This window comes from Aeromicrobium sp. JP4 (genome assembly GCF_054957925.1).
This window is the reverse complement of sequence record NZ_CM143290.1, coordinates 2,621,120-2,643,214: the sequence shown is the minus strand read 5'-3', so window position 1 is coordinate 2,643,214 and position 22,095 is coordinate 2,621,120. Positions and strand designations below refer to the sequence as shown.

Annotated in this window: 24 protein-coding genes; 8 read left to right on the top strand and 16 right to left on the bottom strand. The window is 70.7% G+C overall.

From position 1 onward, the window contains the following. Window positions 1–66 precede the first annotated feature (66 nt). Both ACY1JX_RS12920 and ACY1JX_RS12915 read left to right on the top strand, forming a co-directional pair. A complete protein-coding gene (locus tag ACY1JX_RS12920) occupies window positions 67–930 on the top strand; it encodes an ABC transporter permease (protein ID WP_462564207.1) in 864 nt (287 codons plus the stop codon). Then, window positions 914–1,690, top strand: coding sequence for an ABC transporter ATP-binding protein (locus ACY1JX_RS12915; RefSeq protein ID WP_462564206.1), 777 nt, complete (start codon window positions 914–916; stop codon window positions 1,688–1,690). The genes ACY1JX_RS12920 and ACY1JX_RS12915 overlap by 17 nt, the downstream gene beginning before the upstream one ends. 92 nt (window positions 1,691–1,782) lie before the next feature. Here the strand turns inward: ACY1JX_RS12915 and ACY1JX_RS12910 are convergent, their stop codons facing one another. Then, complete coding sequence (locus tag ACY1JX_RS12910) at window positions 1,783–3,228, bottom strand: LCP family protein (protein WP_462564205.1); 1,446 nt, start codon at window positions 3,226–3,228, stop codon at window positions 1,783–1,785. Window positions 3,229–3,320: 92 nt separating this feature from the next. After that, on the bottom strand, window positions 3,321–4,775 hold the full coding sequence (locus tag ACY1JX_RS12905; RefSeq protein ID WP_462564204.1) for an LCP family protein: 1,455 nt from the start codon (window positions 4,773–4,775) through the stop codon (window positions 3,321–3,323). 118 nt (window positions 4,776–4,893) lie between these two features. Here ACY1JX_RS12905 and ACY1JX_RS12900 point away from each other — a divergent pair, with 118 nt between their 5' ends. Beyond that, entirely contained in the window at window positions 4,894–5,967 is a 1,074-nt protein-coding gene (locus tag ACY1JX_RS12900) for an LCP family protein (RefSeq protein WP_462564203.1), read from the top strand. 3 nt (window positions 5,968–5,970) lie between these two features. Here the strand turns inward: ACY1JX_RS12900 and ACY1JX_RS12895 are convergent, their stop codons facing one another. The 13 genes from ACY1JX_RS12895 to ACY1JX_RS12835 all read right to left on the bottom strand — a co-directional run bounded on the left by ACY1JX_RS12895 (window position 5,971) and on the right by ACY1JX_RS12835 (window position 15,878). Next, window positions 5,971–7,158 carry a lipase family protein gene (locus ACY1JX_RS12895; RefSeq protein ID WP_286931383.1) on the bottom strand — a complete coding sequence of 396 codons (1,188 nt, stop codon included), beginning with the start codon at window positions 7,156–7,158 and terminating at the stop codon, window positions 5,971–5,973. A gap of 109 nt (window positions 7,159–7,267) precedes the next feature. Next, entirely contained in the window at window positions 7,268–7,453 is a 186-nt protein-coding gene (locus ACY1JX_RS12890) for a hypothetical protein (protein WP_181752645.1), read from the bottom strand. A gap of 46 nt (window positions 7,454–7,499) precedes the next feature. Next, complete coding sequence (locus ACY1JX_RS12885) at window positions 7,500–7,679, bottom strand: hypothetical protein (protein WP_181752647.1); 180 nt, start codon at window positions 7,677–7,679, stop codon at window positions 7,500–7,502. Continuing rightward, the gene (locus ACY1JX_RS12880) at window positions 7,673–8,566 is read right to left on the bottom strand and encodes a hypothetical protein (RefSeq protein ID WP_181752649.1); all 894 of its coding nucleotides are present in this window, start codon (window positions 8,564–8,566) and stop codon (window positions 7,673–7,675) included. Before ACY1JX_RS12880 ends, ACY1JX_RS12885 begins: the two co-directional genes overlap by 7 nt. A gap of 126 nt (window positions 8,567–8,692) precedes the next feature. Continuing rightward, window positions 8,693–9,442 carry a phosphatase PAP2 family protein gene (locus ACY1JX_RS12875; protein ID WP_181752651.1) on the bottom strand — a complete coding sequence of 250 codons (750 nt, stop codon included), beginning with the start codon at window positions 9,440–9,442 and terminating at the stop codon, window positions 8,693–8,695. A 77-nt stretch (window positions 9,443–9,519) separates the two neighbouring features. After that, the gene (locus ACY1JX_RS12870; RefSeq protein ID WP_376785983.1) at window positions 9,520–10,683 is read right to left on the bottom strand and encodes an acyl-CoA dehydrogenase family protein; all 1,164 of its coding nucleotides are present in this window, start codon (window positions 10,681–10,683) and stop codon (window positions 9,520–9,522) included. An 80-nt stretch (window positions 10,684–10,763) separates the two neighbouring features. After that, window positions 10,764–11,465: an alpha/beta fold hydrolase gene (locus ACY1JX_RS12865; RefSeq protein WP_286931379.1), complete on the bottom strand. Its 702-nt coding sequence runs from the start codon at window positions 11,463–11,465 to the stop codon at window positions 10,764–10,766. Window positions 11,466–11,496: 31 nt separating this feature from the next. Continuing rightward, window positions 11,497–11,985: a 5-(carboxyamino)imidazole ribonucleotide mutase gene (gene purE / locus ACY1JX_RS12860; RefSeq protein WP_462564202.1), complete on the bottom strand. Its 489-nt coding sequence runs from the start codon at window positions 11,983–11,985 to the stop codon at window positions 11,497–11,499. After that, window positions 11,982–13,058, bottom strand: coding sequence for a 5-(carboxyamino)imidazole ribonucleotide synthase (locus tag ACY1JX_RS12855; RefSeq protein ID WP_462565889.1), 1,077 nt, complete (start codon window positions 13,056–13,058; stop codon window positions 11,982–11,984). Before ACY1JX_RS12855 ends, purE begins: the two co-directional genes overlap by 4 nt. 121 nt (window positions 13,059–13,179) lie before the next feature. Beyond that, complete coding sequence (locus tag ACY1JX_RS12850) at window positions 13,180–14,166, bottom strand: adenylate/guanylate cyclase domain-containing protein (protein ID WP_286931375.1); 987 nt, start codon at window positions 14,164–14,166, stop codon at window positions 13,180–13,182. Then, complete coding sequence (locus ACY1JX_RS12845) at window positions 14,153–14,665, bottom strand: PH domain-containing protein (RefSeq protein WP_181752661.1); 513 nt, start codon at window positions 14,663–14,665, stop codon at window positions 14,153–14,155. The genes ACY1JX_RS12850 and ACY1JX_RS12845 overlap by 14 nt, the downstream gene beginning before the upstream one ends. 35 nt (window positions 14,666–14,700) lie before the next feature. Continuing rightward, window positions 14,701–15,483 carry a biotin--[acetyl-CoA-carboxylase] ligase gene (locus ACY1JX_RS12840; RefSeq protein ID WP_462564201.1) on the bottom strand — a complete coding sequence of 261 codons (783 nt, stop codon included), beginning with the start codon at window positions 15,481–15,483 and terminating at the stop codon, window positions 14,701–14,703. A 41-nt stretch (window positions 15,484–15,524) separates the two neighbouring features. Further along, a complete protein-coding gene (locus ACY1JX_RS12835) occupies window positions 15,525–15,878 on the bottom strand; it encodes a hypothetical protein (protein WP_462564200.1) in 354 nt (117 codons plus the stop codon). Window positions 15,879–15,972: 94 nt separating this feature from the next. Between ACY1JX_RS12835 and ACY1JX_RS12830 the strand changes: the two genes are divergently transcribed. From ACY1JX_RS12830 to ACY1JX_RS12810, 5 genes are all read left to right on the top strand, one after another. Then, window positions 15,973–17,592, top strand: a complete 1,620-nt coding sequence (locus ACY1JX_RS12830; protein ID WP_462564199.1) for an acyl-CoA carboxylase subunit beta — start codon at window positions 15,973–15,975, stop codon at window positions 17,590–17,592. Then, a complete protein-coding gene (locus ACY1JX_RS12825) occupies window positions 17,589–17,834 on the top strand; it encodes an acyl-CoA carboxylase subunit epsilon (protein WP_462564198.1) in 246 nt (81 codons plus the stop codon). The genes ACY1JX_RS12830 and ACY1JX_RS12825 overlap by 4 nt, the downstream gene beginning before the upstream one ends. 132 nt (window positions 17,835–17,966) lie before the next feature. Beyond that, on the top strand, window positions 17,967–18,629 hold the full coding sequence (locus tag ACY1JX_RS12820) for a hypothetical protein (RefSeq protein WP_462564197.1): 663 nt from the start codon (window positions 17,967–17,969) through the stop codon (window positions 18,627–18,629). Continuing rightward, window positions 18,626–19,204, top strand: a complete 579-nt coding sequence (locus ACY1JX_RS12815; protein ID WP_462564196.1) for a Maf family protein — start codon at window positions 18,626–18,628, stop codon at window positions 19,202–19,204. The genes ACY1JX_RS12820 and ACY1JX_RS12815 overlap by 4 nt, the downstream gene beginning before the upstream one ends. A gap of 50 nt (window positions 19,205–19,254) precedes the next feature. Further along, complete coding sequence (locus tag ACY1JX_RS12810) at window positions 19,255–21,129, top strand: VWA domain-containing protein (protein WP_462564195.1); 1,875 nt, start codon at window positions 19,255–19,257, stop codon at window positions 21,127–21,129. Here ACY1JX_RS12810 and ACY1JX_RS12805 read toward each other — a convergent pair whose 3' ends face one another. Further along, window positions 21,130–22,071, bottom strand: a complete 942-nt coding sequence (locus tag ACY1JX_RS12805; RefSeq protein ID WP_462564194.1) for an SPFH domain-containing protein — start codon at window positions 22,069–22,071, stop codon at window positions 21,130–21,132. Between the last annotated feature and the right edge of the window lie 24 nt (window positions 22,072–22,095).

Here is a 22,095-nt window from a genome sequence, read left to right as displayed (position 1 = left end):
CCTAGACTCGACGGGGCATCCGGGCCGCCCGCCGATGCCCGCGACTCATCACGACAGGAACCACGCATGACCCCAACGGTCGACGACCCGCAGGCCCACGGCCTGACCCGGGTGGGCGGCCGACCCCCGCTGTCGGAATATCTGCGGGGCGTCGCGCAACGCAAGGACTTCATCGTCTCCCTGGCGAAGTTCCGCATCGAGGCCGAGAACCAGCGCCAGCGACTCGGCATGCTGTGGATCGTCCTCAAGCCGATCCTCAACGCCGCGGTGTTCGGCATCGTCTTCGGCATCCTGATGGCCAGCACGAAGTCCGTCCCGGACTTCGTGGCGTTCCTGATCATCGGCGTGTTCATGTTCGAGTTCTTCTCCGCCTGCATGGGCAGCGGGTCGAAGTCGATCACGTCGAACCAGGCCCTCGTGCAGAGCCTCGCGTTCCCGCGGATGGCGCTGCCGATCTCGGTGGTCGTGCAAAAGTTCCTGCAGCTGGTGCCCACGATCGGGCTGCTGATGATCTTCCTGGTCGTCATGGGTCACCTGCCTACGTGGAACTGGCTGCTGATGCTTCCGCTGACGGCCCTGTACTTCCTGTTCTGCCTCGGCGTCGCCTTCATCACCGCGCGGCTCACCGTGCACCTGCCGGACCTGTCGAACCTGCTGCCGTTCATCACGCGGTTCTTCTTCTACACGACCGGCATCTTCTTCAGCTTCGACATCCGCTTCGAGGGCAACCCCTGGCTGCTGGACGTCGTCCAGTACCAGCCGCTCTACGCCTTCCTGAGCCTCTCGCGCGAGCTGCTGCTGGACTCGGACCCGCTGTACGACGTGCGGATGCAGTTCTGGCCCATCATCGCCGTCTGGTCGATCGGCCTGCTCGTGATCGGCACGGTCTTCTTCTGGGCCGCGGAGGAGCGCTATGGTCGCGTCGACTGAGTCACCCGAGACCTCCGGCGCCGCCGAGGAGCGTCGTCCCGTCGTCGTCGTGCAGGACCTGCACGTCGAGTACCGCGTCTTCGCCACCGGCAAGCGCGCCACCGAGGCCGACCGCGGCGGACTGCTGCGCCGCGCCAAACGCACCCGCACCGTGCACGCCCTCAAGGGCATCTCGTTCACCGCGTACGAGAACGACAGCATCGGCGTGATCGGCTCCAACGGCTCGGGCAAGTCCACCCTGATGCGCGCCATCACCGGGCTGACCCCCGCCACGCGCGGCGCCATCTACGCCAGCTCGCGCCCGAGCATGCTCGGCGTGGGCGCGGCCCTCATCAAGCCCCTGTCCGGGCAGCGCAACGTCATCCTGGGCGGACTGGCCCTCGGCTTCTCGAAGGCCGAGATCGAGGAGCGCTACGAGGAGATCGTCGACTTCGCCGGCATCCGCCCGTTCATCGACCTGCCCATGCGCACGTACTCCTCGGGCATGACCGCCCGCCTGAAGTTCGCGATCGCCACGATCCGCAACCACGAGATCCTCATCGTCGACGAGGCTCTGGCCGTGGGCGACCGGAAGTTCCGCAAGCGCAGCGAGCAGCGCATCCGCGAGATCCGCGACAACGCGGGCACGGTGTTCCTGGTGAGCCACTCGATGCAGTCGATCCGCGACACGTGCAACCGCGTGATCTGGATCGAGAAGGGCGAGCTGATGATGGACGGCGACCCCGACGAGGTCATCGCCGCCTACGAAGAGACGCGCTGACCCCAGACCCCGCGCCCGCTCCCCGCGAGTGGCGCAGAAACGCCCGCCACTCGTCGAGTGGCGGGCGTTTTCGCGCCACTCGGTGAGACCGGTCAGCAGGACGCGGCGAGGTCCTCGGTGTTGTTGGCCTCGGTCGGCGACTTCGTGGTCGGCTCGGTGGTCGGAGCCGCCGTCGTCGCCTCGGTGGTCGGCGTGGCCGTCGTCGGCGACGACTGCTGCGCCTGCTTCCTCTGCTGGCGCTCGCTCTTGGCCACCAGCTTCGCCACGTCGGCGCGGATCTGCTCGAAGTTCGGCGTCACCGTGGAGTACTCCGGCGGCACGACGGAGAGGGTCGCGATCTGGCGGTCCTTGGCCTTGAGGGCCAGGTCGCCGAACGCACCCAGCTCCGAGGCGGGGATGTCGGTGCTGAGCATCTGGGCCGAGCTCGTGGCGATCTTGCCCGCGTTGAGCACGACCTGCTCGGGGCTCAGCTGCTCGAGCATCGCCTGCATGAGGCACTTCTGGCGGCCCATGCGCGTGTAGTCGTCGGACTGCACGCGGCTGCGCCCGTACCAGAGCGCCTCCTTGCCGTTGAGCTTCTGCTTTCCGGGCTGGATGTACACCTGCTTCCAGGCGTCGTCCTTGCCGAACATCGCGATGGGCTCCTTGATGTCCATCGTCACGCCGCCGGTGGCGTCGACGAGGCTGGAGAAGCCCTTCATGTTCACGAGCACGTAGTAGTTGACCTTGAGCCCGGTGACGCCCTCGACGGCCTCGAGCGTGGCGTCCAGGCCCGGGTCCTTGCTCTTGGGGTAGAGGTCGGGACGGCCGGACGCGGCCGTGTGCACGGCGTTCAGCAGGCACTCGGACCCGCAGTTGTAGCCGTAGGGGTAGACCGCCCGCATCGGGGAGTCCTCGGGGAACGGCACGTTCTGCAGGTTGCGCGGCAGCGACACCATCACGGGCACGCCGGTCTCGGCGTCGATGCTGACGAGGTTGATCGAGTCGGGGCGCAGACCGGTGCGGTCGTCGCCGGAGTCGGCGCCGAGCAGCAGGATGTTGTAGCGGCCCTGCAGGGGCGACTTCACCTCGGTCTCGTGGAAGACCTGCTCGACGACGTCCTTCGACGCGGTCACGGTGTTCCAGCCCAGGTAGGTGGTCGAGGTGACCAGCGCGACGATCGTGACGTTGATGACCGAGATCACCCCGAGGCGCCACCAGCCGAGGCTGCGGACGAGCGCGAGGCGCCACGCGTCGACGAACAGGAACATCCACCCGATCGCCAGGACGAGGCCGGCGACGCGGGCCACCTGCAGCACCGACGGGTCGGTGAGCCAGTCGATGACCTGCGCGCGGTCGGGGCGGAACCGGAACCACATCACGAGCCCGGCAGTGATCGCGGCGACCCACAGGATCATCACGACCGCGCCCAGGCGGCGGGCGCCGGCGAGGAACTGGGCGATGCCCGGCCACACCACGGTGCCCAGGATCAGCAGCAGCGCACGGCGCAGCCCACCCCGCTGCGCGACCCGGGTGGGTCGTGTTCCCAGAGCGCTCACGCCGTTCCCTCTCCTGCCGACCGGTCGCCTGCGTGCGACCGACGCCCCATTAAACCCTCCGGTTCCCAATGACGGGACATCGTGGGGTGGGGTCAGCAGCTCGCGTCGAGATCGGCGCTGCGGTTCGCCTTGCGCGGGTCCTTCTTCGTCGCCTCGCCGCCGACCTCGATCGGGGGCAGCTTCGCCGTGACGAGGGCCGACTTCTGGACCTCCTCGCGGGCCTCGGAGCTGCCGACGGCGTCCGAGACGAGGCGGCGGACCTTGTCGTAGTCGGGGTTGCCCGTGTAGATCACCGGCGGGACCAGCGAGACCGACGAGATCGGCTGGGACTTCGTCTTGAGCGCGAGGTCCATGAAGACGCTGAGGTCCTGGCGGGGAATGCTGGTGTGCAGCATCGCCGAGCTGGAGGTGGCGATGTCCTGCATGTTCGTGATGACCTTCTGCGGGTTGAGCTGGCGCACCATCGCGTTCATGACGCACTTCTGGCGGCCCATCCGCGACCAGTCGTCGTTCTCCACGCGGGAGCGGGCGTACCAGAGGGCCTTGTCGCCCGACAGCTTCTGCTCCCCCGCCTCGATGTATCCGCGGATCGGCGAGCCGATGCCGCCGATGGCGGTGCGCTCGCGCACGTTGATCTCCACGCCGCCGACCGCGTCGATGAGCTTGGAGAAGCCCTTCATGTTCACCAGCGCGTAGTAGTTGAGCTTCAGGCCCGTGATCGTCTCGACGGCGTCCATCGTGGCGTCGATGCCCGGCTCCTTCGAGTCGAACAGGTCGGCGTGGTCGTTGGCCCACGTGTTCACGGCGTTGAGGTAGCAGCCGTCGCAGTCGAACCCGTTCGGGAACTCCTGGCGCATCGGCGAGCCCTTCGGGAAGGGGACGTTCTCCAGGTTGCGCGGCAGGCCGATGAGCACGGCCTTGCCCGTCTCGGCGTCGATGCTGGCGACGTTGATCGAGTCGGGGCGCATCCCGGAGCGGTCCTTGCCCGAGTCGGTGCCCATGAGCAGCACGTTGTAGCGGCCGTCGTGCGGCTTGGAGACGGTGTTGGAGGCGAAGACGGTGTCGGTGAAGCCGTTCATCACCGACACGGTGTGCGACGCGAAGAACAGCACGGCGGCCGTGCCGACGACGAGCGCGGCGTGGAACGCCGTGGAGATCGCCAGGTGCTGGCGCGCGAGCTCGCGGGGGCGACCCAGTCGCCACGCGTCCACGATGAGTGCGACCCAGCCGATCGCGAGTGCCACGAGCAGCCAGCGTCCCAGGCTCAGCAGCGCGGCGTTGGTGGCCAGCGAGAAGACGAACTGGCGGTCCGTCATCGCGAGCACGACGCCGACGACGAGGACGGCCAGCACCGCGAGCCAGATCCTGATCGCGATCCGGCCGACGCGCTTGTTGCCCTGGACGAGCTGGGCGGACCCGGGCATCACCAGGGTCATCGCGGCGAGGGTCAGGGCGCGCCGGAATCGGATCCTGGCGGTGGCGCTCGCCGGGTCGGCGTAGGTGCCGCCCAGGGCGCTCGTGCGGTCGTGGTGCATCGGTGTCCTCACGGTGGGGAAGAGTCCGTAGGTTTCCTCAGTATCAAGCGCGCCCGGGCGATCCCCGGGAGGACGCGCCGATGCCCGGCCGAGGGAATCGCCACGTGGCGCCACGCGGTACCTTCACCCCATGCCCCCCTCAGGTCCCAAGGATCCGGACGGATACGACTGGCTGTACCAGGACGAGTCCGGTCGACCCGCGTCGCGCCCGTCGGCCTCGGGCTCCCCGGTGCCTCCGCCGAACCTGCCCCCGCCCGGGTCCGGCAAGCGCGGGACCAAGCCCCCGAAGGAGCCCAAGCCCCGCGGCCGCCTGCGCCTGCTGTGGCTGATCCTCGTGGCCTGGATCGCCTTCCTGGTGATCGTCCCGCTCGTCGCGTGGTCGAAGGTCACGAAGGTCGACGCCACCCCCGACGGCGAGCGCCCGCAGGACGAGGCCACCACGTGGCTGCTGGCCGGCACCGACAAGCGCCCCAAGGACAAGTCCCGTGGTCGCACCGACACGATCCTGCTGCTGACCTACGGCGGTGGCGGACCCTCCGTGCTGACCTCGATCCCTCGCGACTCGATCGTCGACATCCCCGGGCACGGCCGCACGAAGATCAACGCGGCCTATGCCTTCGGCGGCCCGCCGCTGCTCGTCGAGACCATCGAGAGCGAGACCGGCCTGCGGGTCGACGGGTACACCGAGATCGGCTTCACGGGCCTCGAGGACGTCGTCGACGCCCTGGGCGGCATCGAGGTCTGCCCGAAGGACGACATCAAGGACAAGGACGCGAAGCTCGACATCGAGAAGGGCTGCCAGGAGGTCGACGGCAAGACCGCCCTGGCGTACTCCCGCTCCCGCAAGGCGTTCGCGAGCGGTGACATCGCCCGCGGCCAGAACCAGCGCGAGGTGATCGGCGCCATCGGCGACGCGGCCCTGTCCCCCGCCACCGTGCTGAACCCCTGGACGTTCACCCGGGTGGCCACCACCACGGCCGAGTCGATCGCCGTGGGCGACGACGTGTCGATGTTCTCGTTCGCCCGCTTCGCGTGGAAGCTCGGCAAGGCCATGGGCGGCGACGGGCGCAGCTGCACCGTGCCCATCGCGGACATGTCGGTGCAGTGGGACCGCGAGCGAGCCGTGGAGTACTTCGGTCACCTCAAGAACGGCACCACCGACGAGCTGGGCGACCTGTGCACCAAGGACGGCCTGCGGAGCTGAGGCTCAGCCCGCGAACGCCGTCTCGGTGAACGCGGCGACGTGCTTGGCCGAGCGGTCGATCACATCGGTGTGCTCGGCTCCGCGGTACCGGCGGTACGTCAGGTCGAGCCCGCGTGCGCGGTAGGCCTTGGCCAGGGAGTCGGTCAGGACCTGCGGCACGACGCTGTCGGCCGTGCCCTGGACGACGAGGATCGGCCCGCGGATCTCGGGGAAGCTGGGGTCATTGGCGTCGAGCTGGCCCCGGATGAGATCGGCATCGGCGTTCCTGGCAGCGAACCTCGTCATGGGCGCGACGCCGAAGCGGTCCGCGGCGAGCAGGTCGACGAGGCAGTCCTTGCTCACGCGGGGGTAGAGGGCGACGCCCTTGTCGTTCAGCAGCTTGCCGACCGGGATCTGGCCGGGGTAGGCCACCTCGAGCCCGCGCAGGATCATCGCGACGAGCGCGGCCGGCACGTCGACCTCGCCGGACAGGCCCACCTCCGCGGCCAGCGACATGTGCGACGGCGGCGCGAAGGCCAGCGTGCCAACCACGTCGAGCTCGCGGGCGTAGTGCGGCGCCATCGAGCTGGCCCACAGGGCCGCATGCCCTCCCTGCGAGTGGCCGGCCGTCATGACGCGCTCACTGACGTCGGCGTCCAGCTGGCGGGCAGCGCGCACGATGTCGAGCACGGCGCGGCCCTGGGACGCGCCGATCAGGTACGGGTGGTCACCGGGGGTGCCGAGACCCTCGTAGTCGGTGGCCACGACCACGTGGCCGGTGTCGATCCAGCGCTGGAGCCGGGTGGTCGAGGTGCCGATCGCGGCGGGGTCGGCGATCGAGGAGTCGGCGCGCGTGGGGGCGCACTGGTCGGCGATGCCCGTGGTGCCGTGGGCCCACGTGACGACGGGCCAGCCACCCTGCGGGGCGGGTCCCTCGGGGATCGCGACGAAGCCCGAGGTGGCCACAGTGTCGCCCTCCACCCCCTGCTGCGCGTAGAGGACCAGCTGGACGTCGGCCTGCTCCAGTCCCATCGCGCCCTCGAGCTCGCGCGACCAGATGAGGTCGCCGTGCGTGTACGAGGAGAGGTCGGTGGGCGGGGTGTAGAACGCCGCGTCGGCCGGCGCCGCGAGCGGCTCCTCCTCGCTCGTGCACGCCGCGGCCGACAGGAGCAGGGCGGCACCGGCGAGGACCGAGCCGAATCGACGAATCACGCCGTCATCGTACGGGCGCGAGCCGCACACGCGGGCCCGATCGAGGGGACCACCCCGCGGGCGGGCCGGTGCCAACTCCCGACACCGTCCCGCCCACGAGGCGCCCCGCTCACGGGGCGTCGGCCCGTCGCGCTCGCACGGCCCGCGCCACGATCTCCCACGTCACGGCCGCAGCCACCAGCACGACCGCCACCGGGACGAAGTCCCTGACGTTCGAGTCCGGGGACTCGGCTCCCTGGTTGAGTCCCATCCAGTACAGGCCGAGGGCGAAGACCAGCGCGACGGAAGTCCTCATCAATCCTCCTCCCTCACTCGGCTCACCCTGCCCGGGCGACGGAGGCTCACGTCGACTTCCTCGCCTTGCGGCGTCGCAACGCACCGAACAGCAGGTCGCCGATGCCGACGCCGACCAGGCAGGCGAACGCGAGGCTCCAGTCGGCCGCCTCCCGTTCGGTGAAGAGGAGAACGGAGGCGCCCAGAGCGGCCGCGATGACCAGGTATCCGCCAAGGATCTTCAGCACGAGACCACCTTGGCAGTGACGAGGGCCGGACCGATGACGCGGAACTTCGCCTCGGCGCACTTCTTCGCCTTCGCGGCCTTCTTGAAGGCGCTGCGCAGCTTGTTGAAGTACAGGTTGACGGCCACGGCGCACACGGCGCGCGCCGCCAGGCCCGGCGGGCTCGAAGCAGGCACCTTCCCGCACAGCGTGCTGATGCCGGCGCCGATCGAGGAGCTCATGGCCTTGGCGATCCTCGCCGTGTCCTTCTTGCCGAACTTCACGCAGACTGCGGTGCCCAGACTGCAGAACTTCACCTTCGGGTCGGCGACCACCGGGTACGCGACGTCTCGGGTGCGGTGCTCGACGACCTGGCGGACGGTGCTGCCGCGCAGCTCGTAGCGCGTGGGGACGTGACGCCCCCTCGCGTCGACGGCCCACGGACGCTCGACCTGCGCCACCACGACCCCGTCCTTGCCGATGAGGTCGATCCCGCCGTCGGGCGCCGGCCGCGGGGAGACGTCGCCGCGGAGCCCGAAGTCGTAGGTGGCCGGAGCGGCCGCCGAGTCGATCCCGATCAGCACTTGGGTGCCCGTGGCCGTGGGCGCGACCGCGAGGCTCGCGTCGCGGGACGCGGACAGGTGGAAGCGACCGTCGACCCTGGTCGCCGTGCCGGAGGCCGGCAGCTGCAGCGCGACGGACGCACCACCCGCTGTCTCGATCGGCACCCGGCCCCGCCTCACCGCCCCTGTGGGCGACTCCGCGAGCGGGACGGCGTCCTCGACCAGGGCGATCTGGCCGAGGCGGTCCTCGACGGTGGCGCGCTCACCGGCCTGTGTCGGTGGCAGGGCTGAGAGTGTGAGAGCGGCCGTGGTGGCCACGACCGCGAAGGTCCGACTGACGATGTGCATGAATCCCCCGATTCGATGATGGGCAAGCCCGGTTGAACGATCGAAGCACAACTTATTGTGCTCGATGGGCCGCGTCAAGCACCGATCCACAGGCACCGATTCGCACGGGCCGGGGACAGGACGAGCTCAGGTCACGCGCTGCAGCCAGCGCACCCGCGACACCCCGGGCCCGGGGAAGAGCCGCAGCGCGCCGAGCAGGATCACGCCGGCGATGATGCCGTCCATGAACCAGTGGTTCGCGGTGACCGTGACCACCACGATGGTGATCACGGCGTGCCAGATCGCCAACTGCCGCACCGGCCCGCCGGCCGTGCGCGCCACGACCACGGCGATCAGCACGGCCCATCCCACGTGGAGGCTCGGCATCGCCGCGAACTGGTTCGCCACCGCGCCGCTCGCGCCGTCGTAGGCGGACGGGCCGTAGACCGTCATCGTGTCGGTATAACCCAGCGCGGGGAACATCCGCGGCGGCGCCAGAGGGAACGCGATGTGCAGCACGACGGCGACCGCCGTCTGCAGGATGATCAGGTTGCGCGCCCAGCGGTACTCCACCTCCGGCCGACGCAGGAAGCCCCAGACGAGGAAGGCCACCGTCACGGGGAAGTGCACCGCGACGTAGTACGTGTTGGCCAGCTGGAGCAGGTCCACCGTCGGCACGAGGTCCTGGATCCACGCCTCACTCGGCAGCCGGAGCGCGCGCTCCACCCCGTTCACCGCGTGGGCGTTCGCCAGCGCGGTCGCCTCGGCGTCCATCGACAGCAGTCGTCCCGTGCGGTAGAGGAGGTACACCGCTGCTAGCAGGACCAGCTCGAAGGCGGCCATGAGGGACCAGTCGCGCACGCGCACGACCACCTCGGAACGCCGGGAGAGGGCCATTGACCCAGACTCTCAAACCACACCCGGTAGGAACACCCCTAGACGCCCCGGGGATCACCCTGATCCAGAGGAGCCGATCAGAGCGTGGACTGGATGCCGGCCAGTAGCTGGCGCGCCATCACGATGCGCTGCACCTGGTTCGTGCCCTCGTAGATCTGGGTGATCTTCGCGTCGCGCATCATCCGCTCGACCGGGTAGTCGCGCGTGAACCCGTAGCCGCCGAGCAGCTGGACGGCGTCGGTGGTCACCTGCATCGCTGTGTCGGAGGCGAAGGCCTTCGCCGCAGCGCCGAAGAACGTGAGGTCCTTGTCGCCGCGCTCGGACCGACCGGCGGCCGCGTACGTGAGCTGTCGCGCGGCCTCGATCTTCATGCCCATGTCGGCGACCATGAACTGCAGGCCCTGGAAGTCGGCGATCGGCGTGCCGAACTGCTTGCGCTCCTGGATGTAGCCCAGCGCGTAGTCGAGCGCGCCCTGGGCCACGCCCACGGCCTGCGCGGCGATCGTGACGCGGGTGTGGTCGAGCGTCTTCATGGCGATCGCGAAGCCCTCGCCGACCTCGCCGATGATCCGGTCGCCGGGGATCCGCACGTTGTCGAAGTAGACCTCGCGGGTGGGCGAGCCCTTGATGCCGAGCTTCTTCTCCGGCGCGCCGAACGAGACGCCCTCGTCGGACTTCTCCACGACGAACGCGGTGATGCCCTTCGTGCGCTTGGACGGATCGGTCTGCGTCAGGACGGTGTAGTACTCGGACTCGCCCGCGTTGGTGATCCAGCGCTTCGTGCCGTTGATGATCCAGTCGTCGCCGTCGCGCTTGGCCGTGGTCTTCTGATTGGCCGCGTCGGAGCCGGCCTCCGGCTCGGACAGGCAGTAGCTGAAGAGGCCCTCGCCGCGCGCGAGCTTGCCCAGGTACTTGGCCTTGATCTCCTCGTTGCCGCCGATCTGCACCGGGAGCGATCCGAGCTTGTTGACCGCGGGGATCAGCGAGCTGGAGACGCACACGCGGGCGACCTCCTCGATGACCAGGACGGTGGCCAGCGCGTCGGCACCGGCGCCGCCGTACTGCTCGGGCACGTGCGGCGCGTGGAAGTCGGCCGCGATGAGCGCCGCGTTCGCCTCGCTCGGGAAGCGCGGCGCCTCGTCGACGTCGGCGGCGTAGGGGGCGATCTTCGCCTCGGCCACGGCACGCACCGCCTCGCGGATCGCCTGGTGCTCCTCGGACAACGCGAAGAAATCGGACACGCTCAACTCCCGGACATGGAAAAGGTAGGAACTCCGCGCATCCTACGCCGGGCCCCCGGTGCCCTCGGGCCCCGGGGAAGTCAGTGCCGTTCCAGTGCCTCCACGATGAGCCGGCCGAGCTCGACGGGCTTGGTGAACTGCGGCCAGTGACCCGTGGGGAGGTCGACGTACTCGACGTCGCGCACCCGGGCGAGCTCGCCGACCCACGGCTCGCCGGCCTCGATCGCGTCGCGCAGCACCTGCGAGGGGAACTCGCAGCAGATGACCGTGGCCGGGACCTCGAGTCGCCGGTCGTCGGTCAGGGTGATGCCCTCGGTGGCGACGCCCTTCGGCTGGGGAATCGCCCGAGCGATGAAGTCGGCGCGGAGCTGCTCGTCGAGGTCGACCAGGTCCATCTCCATGAACTCGTCCCACGGCGGCAGCGGGATGTCGTCGCCGTCGGCCGGGAGCTCCTCGTTGATCGCCTGACCCTCGGACGGCGGACCTGAGTCGACGTAGACGTTCCGCGCGAGCCGGTCGGGGCGGACGTCGGCCACGCCGTGGATCACGGCGCCACCGCCGGAGTGCCCGACGAGCACCACGTCACCGTCGAGCGCGTCGACCTGCGCGGCGACGAAGTCGACGTGGTCGCGCAGGCCGATGCCGGTACGAGGAGCGTCCCGGGACTCCAGCCCGGGAAGCGTCAGCGGGTGGACGCGGTGGCCGGCCTCGACGAGCTGGGGCGTGACCGCGTCCCACGAGGAGGCATCGAGCCAGAACCCCGGAACGAGAACGATGTCCATGCTCGGACGATACGCGCTCGTCCGGACGAAATCAGTGGCCGCGGACGGCGGCGCCCTTCGCACGCGCGGCGTCGGCCAGCGACGCCTGGAAGTCGACCATCTTCGCGGTCAGCGCAGGGTCGCCGGCGGCGAGGATCCGGATGGCCAGCAGCCCCGCGTTGCGGGCGTTGCCGATCGCGACGGTGGCCACAGGGACGCCCGCGGGCATCTGCACGATCGAGAGCAGCGAGTCCATGCCGTCGAGGTACTTCAGCGGGACCGGGACGCCGATGACCGGCAGCGGCGTCACGGCGGCGAGCATGCCCGGCAGGTGGGCCGCTCCCCCGGCGCCCGCGATGATGACCTCCAGCCCGCGCTCGTGGGCCGTGCGGCCGTAGTCGAGCATCTCGTCGGGCATCCGGTGCGCCGAGACGACGTCGGCCTCGTACTCCACGCCGAACTCGGCCACGGCGGTGGCGGCGGCCTCCATCGTCGGCCAGTCCGAGTCGGACCCCATCACGATCCCCACGCGCTTCGTCATGCCTGGACTCCGTCCGTCAGCAGTGCAGCGCTGTGCCGGGCCCGGCGCAGCACGTCCTCGAGCTCCTCGCCCACGGCGGTGACGTGGCCGACCTTGCGACCGGGCTTGACCGCCTTGCCGTAGAGGTGGACCTTCACGTCGGGCTCCGCCGCGAGCGCCACCTCGCGCTGGGCGGCGAGGTCCTGCACCGCGCCGCCGAGGATGTTGACCATGACCGACCACGGCTGCCGCGGCGCGGTGGAGCCGAGGGGCAGGCCGGTGACGGCGCGCAGGTGGTTCTCGAACTGGCTCGTCACCGCGCCGTCGATCGACCAGTGCCCCGTGTTGTGCGGGCGCATGGCCAGCTCGTTCACGAGCACGCGGTCGTCGTCGGTCTCGAACAGCTCGACCGCGAGCATCCCCACGACCTCGAGCTCCTCGGCGATCGTGCGGGCGATGTGGCGCGCCCGGGCCTCGAGCGCGGGATCGAGGTTCGGCGCGGGGGCGATCACCTCGGAGCAGACGCCGTCGACCTGACGCGACTCGACGACCGGGTAGTCCACGATCTCGCCCGTGGCGCTGCGGGCGACCTGGGCCGAGAGCTCGCGTCGGAACGGCACCAGCTCCTCGACCAGCAGCTCCCCCGGCGCGCCGAAGGGCTCGTCGAGATCGGCGACCGCCTCGACCTTCCAGACGCCCTTGCCGTCGTACCCGCCCCGAGCGGTCTTGACGATGGCGGGAAAGCCGAAGGCCTCGACGTCGGCGGGCTGCTCCACCGCGGCCCACCGCGGGCACGGCACGCCCAGCTCGGTGAGGCGGCGACGCATGACGAGCTTGTCCTGGGCGTGGATGAGCGCGTCGGGGCCGGGACGACACTGGTGCCCCTCCTGCGCGAGCGCCCGGAGGTGCTCCGGTGGGACGTGCTCGTGGTCGAACGTCACGACGGGGGCGTCCTGCACGGCCGCGCGGAGGTCGTCGAGGTCGGTGTGCGACCCGACGCGGTGGTCACCGATCACCTGGGCCGCCGAGACGTCGGGACCCTCGGCGAGCAGGCACAGCCGCAGCCCCAGCGCGATCGCGGGCGGTTGCATCATCCGGGCCAGCTGGCCTCCGCCGATCACGGCGACGTCGCGGCCGGGAGCTTCGTGCGTCACGGCGCCAGCCTAGAGCGCTCCCGGCGCGCGCGGTGGCGGAGGGCGCTCGGCGCGAGCGGGCTCAGCGCGACCGGAAGGTGCGGCGCTCGGTGACCGTGATGGGCGAGAGGTGCCCGAAGCCCTTGATCGGGCGCGGCGGCAGGGCGCGGGTGTCGAACTGGTCTCCGAGCGCGTCGGCCGTCTGCTGGTCGACGAGCACGCGGTTCGCGCGGGCCACCTGCGAGAGGCGGGCGGCGAGGTTGACCGGCGGCCCGAAGACGTCGCCCAGGCGGCTCAGCACCGATCCCGTGGCCAGGCCCACCCGGACGTCGGGCAGCTTCGCCCGGGCGCCGATCGCGGTGATGATGTCGAGCGAGATCCGCGTGGCCTTGACCGGGTCGGGGTGCACGAACAGCATCGCGTCGCCGAGCGTCTTGATGACGCGGGCACCGGCCGCGGTGATGAGGTCGCCGCAGCGAGTCTCGAAGTCCTCCACCACCGAGGCGAGGGAGGCCTCGTCGAGCCGGTTCGACAGCGCGGTGAAGCGCGTCATGTCGGCGAAGCCCACGGTCATGTCGGTGGAGAGCAGGGCCTGGTCGTTCTCGCCGAGGGCAGTGAGCCGGGCGGCCGCGGCCGCGAGGTGACGTCGCCAGACGTGCACCATGAGCCGCTCGAAGCCCGGCACCGAGCTCTGCGCCAGCTCGAGCGCCGCGTCGGCGCGGCTGTCGGACTTGCCGCGCACGATGTCGGCCTCCAGCTGGTCGACCAGGATCGTGACCTGCCAGTCCGCCAGCCGCGACATGGTCTGCCCCAGCGCCCGGGTCAGCCGGAAGACGGTCTCCTCGTCGAGGATCTGGTGCTCCATCGCGGTGGCGACGATCGCCACGGCGCTGACGTCGGCATCGCCGAACGCCATCTCCGACCCCGGGTCTGGGAAGCCCAGGTTTCGCCACAGCCGGGCGGCCTGCTCGGGGGTGAGGCCGCCGCGCTCGGCGGTCTCGGCGTTCGTGTAGTGCAGCTGCTCCGCCAGGATGACGTCGACCAGCTGCTGGTCGTCAGGACTGCTCATCGCGGCGCGCCTCGGGTGCGTGGGACTCCAGCACGAGCCGCGAGATGCGGCGGTGGAAGTCCTCGATGTGGGGGATGTCGTGCAGGTGCAGGCCCTCCTGCTGGCTGGCGTCGTGGATGATCAGCGTGCCGCAGCGCAGCACGCGGTCGATCACGCCCTTCTCGTAGGCGACGTCGTTGATCCGGGCGAGCGGGATGATCCGGCCGCTGCGCGTCAGGATGCCCTTCTGCTCGATCAGCCGCCGGTTCGTGAGGGTGTAGGTCCACGTGAGCCAGCGCAGGAACGGCAGCAGCGTGCCCCAGACGAACAGCACCGCCAGCACCACGATCCCGGCCAGGCGCGGGGTGCCGCCACCGGAGTCGCCGACCGCCCCGGCGAAGTACCCGCCGACGAGCATGATGGCCAGGCCGACGAGGAACGGCACGATGAGCACCTTCAGGTGCGTGCGGGTGTCGGCCTCGACCGTCTCGTCGTCGAGGAGGAGCTTCTCGGACAGCATGCGGCCATGATCCCACGCCGCGCCCCCGGCCCGGGTCACACCGGGCGCAGGTGCGTCACGTCGCCGGCCGACCACGGGACGCCGTCGACGACGAGGCATCCCGACGGGTCGATCCCGGTCGCCTGGCCCACCACGTCGCTGCCGTCGGCGCGCTCGATGCGCACCTGCCGCCCGATCGTCGAGCAGGTCGCGAGGTAGTCCGCTGAGAGCTGTTCGGCGCCCGCCGGGTCGCGCCACATCTCGAGGCGCTCGCGCAGCCGGTGCAGCAGCGCCACGAGGACCTCGTTCCGGTCGGTCGTGGTCGCGCCCTCCAGCAGCAGTGAGGTCGCCCGCTCCACCGGCAGGTCCTCGGCGGCCATCGCGACGTTGAGCCCGATGCCCACGATCGCGGCGGCCCCGGTGGGCGTCTCGACGCGCTCGACGAGGATCCCGCAGAGCTTGCGCCGGTCGTCCACGAGGACGTCGTTGGGCCACTTGAGCGCGGCCTCCACGCCCAGGGCGCGCACGGTGTCGACGACGGCCAGCCCGGCGACGAGCGGGAGCCACGGCCACCGGGTCGGCGGGACCTCGACGGGCCGCACGAGCGTCGAGACGGCGATCCCGGTGTACCGCGGCATCGTGAACGTGCGGTCGAGCCGGCCCCGGCCCGCGGCCTGGTGGTCGGTGGTGTGGACCGTCCACTCCGGTGCGCCCGAGTGGGCCGCCTGCGCGAGGTCGGCGTTGGTGCTGGCGGTCTCGTCGGTGACGTGGACGTCGAACCCGTCGGCCTCCGCCCGCAGGCGATCGCGGTCGAGCGGGGCGAGGCGAGGTGGCTGCACGGCCCCACCTTGGCACAGCGCGGCCGGACGCGACTCCAGCGCTACTGCGGCCCGAGCACCGCGTCGACCGCCGCTTCCGCCGGAGTGGGACCGACCCCGGGCTCCTTGAGCTCGACGAAGATGACGTGCGTGTCGGTCTCACCGATGTTCTTCGCGTGGTGCTCCTGCGCGGGCAGCCACATGACGGTGTTGGCCTCGAGCTCCACCTCCATCTGGAAGTCCCCCGACATGAGGCGGCGCTTGAACGAGCTGAGGGTGTACATGACGCTGTCGGGGTGCTCGTGCGGCGTCGTCTCGTCGCCGGGGACGTCCGTGTACTCCAGCACGCGGACCTTCTCGTTCTCCAGGATCACTCGGTAGTGCGCGGGATTCGTCACCGTCGGATCGAGACTCATCCTTCGAGCATGGCACCGCCGCGCCCTGGGCGACAGGGGCTGGCACACCTGCCTTGATGCGAGGCCGGAATCCGCCCCGGTTAGGGTGTTCGCCATGACCGACGCCCTGCCCGACACCCCGCTGGAGGAGCACCCCGAGCTCCACACCACCGCCGGAAAGCTCGCTGACTACGAGCGGCGCCACCACGAGGCGACCGTCGAGGTGGCCGACCGCGCCGCCGAGAAGCAGCACGCACGCGACCGCAAGAGCGCCCGCGAGCGGATCGAGCTGCTGCTCGACGAGGGCTCCTTCGTCGAGCTCGACGCGCTCGCCCGCCACCGCGCGACCTCGTTCGGCCTCGACAAGAACCGGCCGCTGGGCGACGGCGTGATCACCGGCTACGGCACGATCGACGGCCGCCAGGTGTGCGTCTTCAGCCAGGACTTCAGCATCTTCGGCGGCAGCCTCGGCGAGGTCTACGGCGAGAAGATCACCAAGGTCATGGACCTGGCGATCAAGTCCGGCTGCCCGATCATCGGCATCAACGAGGGCGCCGGCGCCCGCATCCAGGAGGGCGTCGTCTCGCTCGGCCTCTACGGCGAGATCTTCCGCCGCAACGTGCACGCCTCGGGCGTCATCCCGCAGATCAGCCTCATCATGGGCAACTGCGCCGGCGGCCACGTCTACTCGCCCGCGGTCACCGACTTCACGGTCATGGTCGACGGCACCTCGGGCATGTTCATCACCGGACCGGACATCATCAAGACGGTCACCGGCGAGGACGTCACGATGGAGGAGCTCGGTGGCGGTCGCACGCACAACACCAAGAGCGGCAACTCCCACTACCTGGCCTCCGACGAGGACGACGCGCTCGAGTACGTCAAGGCGCTGATCTCCTACCTGCCGCAGAACAACATGGAGGAGCCCGAGGCCTACGGCACTCCACTGGATCTTGGGGCAGCCGACCTCGAGCCGTCCGACCTCGACATCGCGCTCGACACCCTCATCCCGGACTCGGCGAACCAGCCCTACGACATCCGCACCGTCATCGAGACCGTGCTGGACGACCAGGACTTCCTCGAGGTCCAGGCGCTCTTCGCGCCGAACATCGTCATCGGCTTCGGCCGGGTCGAGGGCAAGAGCGTCGGCGTCGTGGCCAACCAGCCGATGCAGTTCGCCGGTTGCCTGGACATCGACGCCTCCGAGAAGGCCGCCCGCTTCGTGCGCACCTGCGACGCGTTCAACATCCCGGTCCTGACCTTCGTCGACGTGCCCGGCTTCCTGCCCGGCACCGACCAGGAGTGGAACGGCATCATCCGCCGCGGCGCGAAGCTGATCTACGCCTACGCCGAGGCCACCGTCCCGCTCGTCACGATCATCACGCGCAAGGCGTACGGCGGCGCGTACGACGTCATGGGCTCCAAGCACCTCGGTGCCGACATCAACCTGTCGTGGCCCACCGGCCAGATCGCCGTCGTCGGCGCATCCGGCGCGGTCAACATCCTCTACCGCCGCGACATCGCCGCGGCCGAGGATCCCGAGGCCCTGCGCGCCGAGCTGATGACCGAGTACGAGGACACGCTCTGCAACCCCTACGTGGCGGCCGAGCGCGGGTACATCGACGGCGTCATCAAGCCCAGCCAGACCCGCGCCGAGGTCTCCAAGGCGCTGCGCCTGCTGGCGACGAAGCGCGAGACGCTGCCGCCCAAGAAGCACGGGAACATCCCGCTGTGAGCGAGAACGAGGCGACCGGGACCCCGGAGCGCAAGCCCGTGCTCCGGGTCGTCAAGGGCGACCCGACCCCCGAGGAGCTGGCGGCGCTCGTCGCGGTCGTGGCCGCGCGCAACGCCGCAGCGGCGGCGGCCGCCGCTGCAGACGCGAAGCCGAAGCAGCGCAGCCAGTGGGGCCACCCGGTGCGCCAGCACCGCACACCGCACCGCTTCGGCCCCGGCCAGTGGCGCGCCTCCGCGCTCTGAGTTCGCACTGACGGTTTCCCCGGTTACGTGGGTTCCCTGTCACTGGCCGGGGGTCGCGATCCCCGGTCAGTGACGGCAAACCCACGTAACCGGGGAATCTTCTTCCCACCGCGCGTGTGGAACGATCGGGGCATGAGCCTGCGCCACGAGCCCGACGTCTCGCACGCCGACTGGTTCGTCCGGTCGGAGGCGGACTGGACGGTCCTGGCCACGCAGGGACCGCCCGGCTTCGAGGCCTACGCGACCGTCCGCTTCGACGACGGTGAGTCCGTCTCGTACCGCAGCGACGACGAGGTCATGGCGCACGTCGTCCGGCTGGCGGCCGCCCACACCCGCACCCCCGATGATGTGTTCTTCGGCCTCTGGGACGGCTGGGGCGAGCTGACCGACGCCGGCCGCGCCTACACCACCCTGCGCGGGAACTGGCTGCGCGACCTGTGGTTCCGGCCCACTCCCCCGCGGATCCGCCCCGCGTTCGACGACGACGTCCTGGAGGCGCCGAAGGTCGACCTGCACGGCGAGCGTGCCTACCTGCTGTTCCGTGGTCCGGCCGCGAGCGTCGGCGACTGGGGAGCACGCCCGTACGACACCGACGTCGTCCGCACCCTGCCGCCCGCGTCGCTCACGTGGCCCGCCGACCGGGCCTGGTTCATCGCGGCCGACGTCGATCCATCCTGGATGGTCGTGGGCGGCACGCAGGCCCTCGTCGACGCGATCCTGGCCGAGCCGGATCTCGACGCGGCGCCGGCCACCCACGGCGTCGTCCCCACCCTCACTCCCGAGGAGGACCGATGAGGTTCGTCCTGGCGTCGGCCTCGCCCGCCCGCCTCAGCACCCTGCAGCGCGCCGGCGTCGATCCCGAGGTCGTCGTGTCGGGCGTCGACGAGGACGGCGTCTCCGCGACGACGCCGGCGGAGCTGTCGACCGAGCTGGCGCGCCTGAAGTGCCGCGCCGTCGCCACCGACCACCCCGACGCCCTCGTGCTGGGCTGCGACTCCGTGCTGGAGTTCGACGGCCAGGTCCTGGGCAAGCCCCACGATCCCGACATCGCCCGCCGCCGGTGGTACGCGATGCGCGGCAACGTGGGCGTGCTGCACACGGGTCACTGCCTGCGCCTGGGCTCCGACGAGGTCGTCCGCCACGCGGCCACCCGCGTGCACTTCGCGAACGTCACCGACGACGAGATCGACGCCTATGTCGCCAGCGGCGAGCCCCTGCAGGTCGCCGGGGCCTTCACCATCGACGGCCTCGGCGCCGCGTTCGTGACCCGCATCGAGGGCGACCACCACAACGTGGTCGGCGTCAGCGTCCCCGCGGTGAGGGAGATGGCCCGCGACCTCGGCGTCGAGTGGACCTCCCTCTGGCGCTGACGTGGCAGCATGACCCCCGACGCATCGTCACTCGTCTCGGGGAGAGCACGTTGAAGAAGACCCTGTCCGTCGTCGGCTCGATCCTGCTGGCGGCCACCGCACTGAGCTGGCCCGCCGCCTCCGCACAGGAGGATCCCGCCGCCGACACCGCGATGATGCTGGTGATGGACGCCTCGGGCTCGATGGCCGAGCGCACCGGCGGCGGCTCCACCCGCATCCAGGCGGCGAAGGACGGCCTCGACGCGGTGATCGACGGCCTCCCCGACGAGCAGCGCGTCGGCTTCCGCGTCTACGGGGCGAGCGACGTCGCCGAGGACGACCCGGCGGCGTGCACCGACTCCGAGCGCATCGTCGACCTCGACACGGACAACCGCGACGCGCTCCGCCGGGCCGTCGCCGACTACGAGCCCGTCGGCTGGACCCCCACGAGCCACGCCCTGCGCGAAGCGGCGAAGGACCTCGGCGACTCCGGCCAGCGCACGATCGTCCTGGTCTCCGACGGCGAGCCGACGTGCGACCCCGATCCCTGCGTCGTCGCCCGGGAGATCGCGAAGGTCGGCATCGACATCCGCATCGACGTCGTCGGGTTCGACGTCTCCGGCGGCGCGAGGAAGACGCTGCAGTGCGTCGCCGACGAGGGCAACGGCACGTACTACGACGCGGACGACGCCGAGAGCCTGACCGACAGCCTGCGCGTCTCCTCGGTGCGCGCCTCGCGACCGTTCGACCTCACCGGCACCCCGGTGAAGGGCACGCCCACGGAGGACGGGGCTCCCCTGCTGGCACCGGGTCAGTACACCGACACGGTCGCCGTCGGCGGGCCCTCGAACTACCGCGTCGCGCGGACGGCGCCCGACTCGACCGTCCACGTCGGTGCCGTGATCAGTGGCGTCAGCGGCGACCTCGGGGCATCGGCGACCCTGCGGACCAAGCGCATCGGCGGCCTCATGTGCTCGGGCTCCACCACGTACGGCCTCGACATGTCGAGCCGGTCGCCGGTCTACTACGGCGGCGTCGCCAGCTGGGTGCGGGACGCCGACTCCGAGTGCCGCACCGACGACGAGCTCGGGGTGCAGGTGGAGCGCAGCGTCGGCCAGATCGAGGGCCGTCCGATCGAGCTGGCCGTCTACGAGGAGCCGCCGATCACCTCCGACCTCGCACCCGGTGCCGCCGGAGGCGAGCCCGAGTGGGTCGCGCCGACGCCCGGCACCCCCACCGAGGCCGTCCCGGGCACGAGCATCGCCAGCGCGCCCGAGGTCGGGCCGGGCACCTACCAGCTGGACATCAGCGCCGGCGAGACGCAGGTCCTCGCGGTCCCGGTCGACTGGGGCGAGCAGGTGCGGGCCCAGGTCGACGCGAAGCTCACCGACGAGGTCCGCGACGCCGCGGCCATCGGGAGCGGGCTGGACGTCTCGGTCATCAACCCGTTGCGGCGCGACGTGACCATCAGCCTCTACGGGAACTGGCCGCAGGACTGGTCCCGCGACCCGTGGGCGAACCTGCGCGAGAACATCGCGTTCCGCACCGGCGCGATGTCGTGGCCGCTGCACCCCGCGAACCGCGCGCAGAACGACACCACCCGCGAGGGAGCCTCGCTGGCGGGGATGCACTACGTCGTCGTCAGCCTCAAGCTGCGAGGCGACGAGACCAACCTGCCGTACACGCTGACGCTCGACCGCGAGAACGTGCTCGGCGACGTCACGCCCACGTACGCCGACGTCGAGGGGCTGAGCCCCCCGGTGGCCGACTCGCGCCTCGTCGACTCGCCCGTCACGACCGCGGCGCAGAAGACCGACGACGCCGACACCCAGGCGGCTGCCGACGGCGAGGACTCCGCCTCACCCCTGCCGTGGGCGATCGGCGGCGCCGTGGCGGTGCTGGTCCTCGCGGCCGGGCTCGTCATGGTGCTCCGGCGCCGCCGCTGATCAGCGGTCGGCCTCGGCCCTTCCCACCTGCGGGAGGACCACCGAGGTGCCGGCGCCGCCAGGCCAGCAGGAGAACCCGATCGGGACCTCCTGGCCGGCCTTGACCATCTCCTCGAGCGAGTCGAGGCACTTGGACACGAGCACGTTCGGGTCGCGGGACACCGAGCCGGCCAGGTTCTTGTTGGCCAGGGCCTGTGCCTTCGCGGTGGCCTCGCGCTGCTGGGCGATCCGCGTGTTGGCGACCTCGGCCTGGTAGGCGTTGATCTTCTCCTGCGTCTGCTTGTCGAAGCGGATGATCGGCAGGATCACGCTGAGCACCTCGACGTCCTCGCCGACGCGCTCGGACAGCGCCTCGTGCACCTGGGCCGAGTAGGCGTTCAGGTCGACGCCCGCCGAGGTGGTGGCGCCGTCGGAGCCGATGCCGGCCTTGACCGACTCGAGGGGGTCGTAGTCGCCCAGCACCTCGTTCAGCGCGGCCTTGAGCTCGCGCGTGACGAGGGAGTCGCGGATGTTCTCCATCTGGCGGTAGTCCTGGTAGAGCTCCTTGCCCGCCTCGAGGCGGATCCGCCAGCGGATCGTCGCGTCGACGCCCGACGTGGAGCCGTTGCCGATGCGGATGTCGATCGCGCGGTCGGCGCCGGTGAAGTTGTCGGTCTGGATCGTGCCGTCGAGCTTGTTGACCTTCTGCCACGGCGCCTTCACGTGCAGGCCGTTCGACCACACGGCGACGGGGCGACCGAACGACGTGACGACACCGATCTCCCGCGTCGGCACGATGGCGGTCATCGAGACCACCGCGACGATCACCGCGAGCAGGCCGAGCACGACCGCCGTGCCGGTCGCCGGCGCGGACGGCTTGGACTGCGCCCGCAGGTGCCGACCCACCAGCACCGCGCCGACGACTCCTGCGACCAGACCGACCAAAACGAACAGGGTGAACACCGCTGTACCTCCCGAGAAATGTGC

Excerpts from the sequence above, each read along its gene's own strand:
- ACY1JX_RS12920 (WP_462564207.1), top strand. The coding sequence starts at position 67 with ATGACCCCAACGGTCGACGACCCGCAGGCCCACGGCCTGACCCGGGTG.
- ACY1JX_RS12915 (WP_462564206.1), top strand. The coding sequence starts at position 914 with ATGGTCGCGTCGACTGAGTCACCCGAGACCTCCGGCGCCGCCGAGGAG.
- ACY1JX_RS12900 (WP_462564203.1), top strand. The coding sequence starts at position 4,894 with ATGCCCCCCTCAGGTCCCAAGGATCCGGACGGATACGACTGGCTGTAC.
- ACY1JX_RS12890 (WP_181752645.1), bottom strand. The coding sequence starts at position 7,453 with ATGAGGACTTCCGTCGCGCTGGTCTTCGCCCTCGGCCTGTACTGGATG.
- ACY1JX_RS12880 (WP_181752649.1), bottom strand. The coding sequence starts at position 8,566 with ATGCACATCGTCAGTCGGACCTTCGCGGTCGTGGCCACCACGGCCGCT.
- ACY1JX_RS12875 (WP_181752651.1), bottom strand. The coding sequence starts at position 9,442 with ATGGCCCTCTCCCGGCGTTCCGAGGTGGTCGTGCGCGTGCGCGACTGG.
- ACY1JX_RS12865 (WP_286931379.1), bottom strand. The coding sequence starts at position 11,465 with ATGGACATCGTTCTCGTTCCGGGGTTCTGGCTCGATGCCTCCTCGTGG.
- purE (WP_462564202.1), bottom strand. The coding sequence starts at position 11,985 with ATGACGAAGCGCGTGGGGATCGTGATGGGGTCCGACTCGGACTGGCCG.
- ACY1JX_RS12855 (WP_462565889.1), bottom strand. The coding sequence starts at position 13,058 with ATGATGCAACCGCCCGCGATCGCGCTGGGGCTGCGGCTGTGCCTGCTC.
- ACY1JX_RS12850 (WP_286931375.1), bottom strand. The coding sequence starts at position 14,166 with ATGAGCAGTCCTGACGACCAGCAGCTGGTCGACGTCATCCTGGCGGAG.
- ACY1JX_RS12845 (WP_181752661.1), bottom strand. The coding sequence starts at position 14,665 with ATGCTGTCCGAGAAGCTCCTCCTCGACGACGAGACGGTCGAGGCCGAC.
- ACY1JX_RS12835 (WP_462564200.1), bottom strand. The coding sequence starts at position 15,878 with ATGAGTCTCGATCCGACGGTGACGAATCCCGCGCACTACCGAGTGATC.
- ACY1JX_RS12830 (WP_462564199.1), top strand. The coding sequence starts at position 15,973 with ATGACCGACGCCCTGCCCGACACCCCGCTGGAGGAGCACCCCGAGCTC.
- ACY1JX_RS12820 (WP_462564197.1), top strand. The coding sequence starts at position 17,967 with ATGAGCCTGCGCCACGAGCCCGACGTCTCGCACGCCGACTGGTTCGTC.
- ACY1JX_RS12815 (WP_462564196.1), top strand. The coding sequence starts at position 18,626 with ATGAGGTTCGTCCTGGCGTCGGCCTCGCCCGCCCGCCTCAGCACCCTG.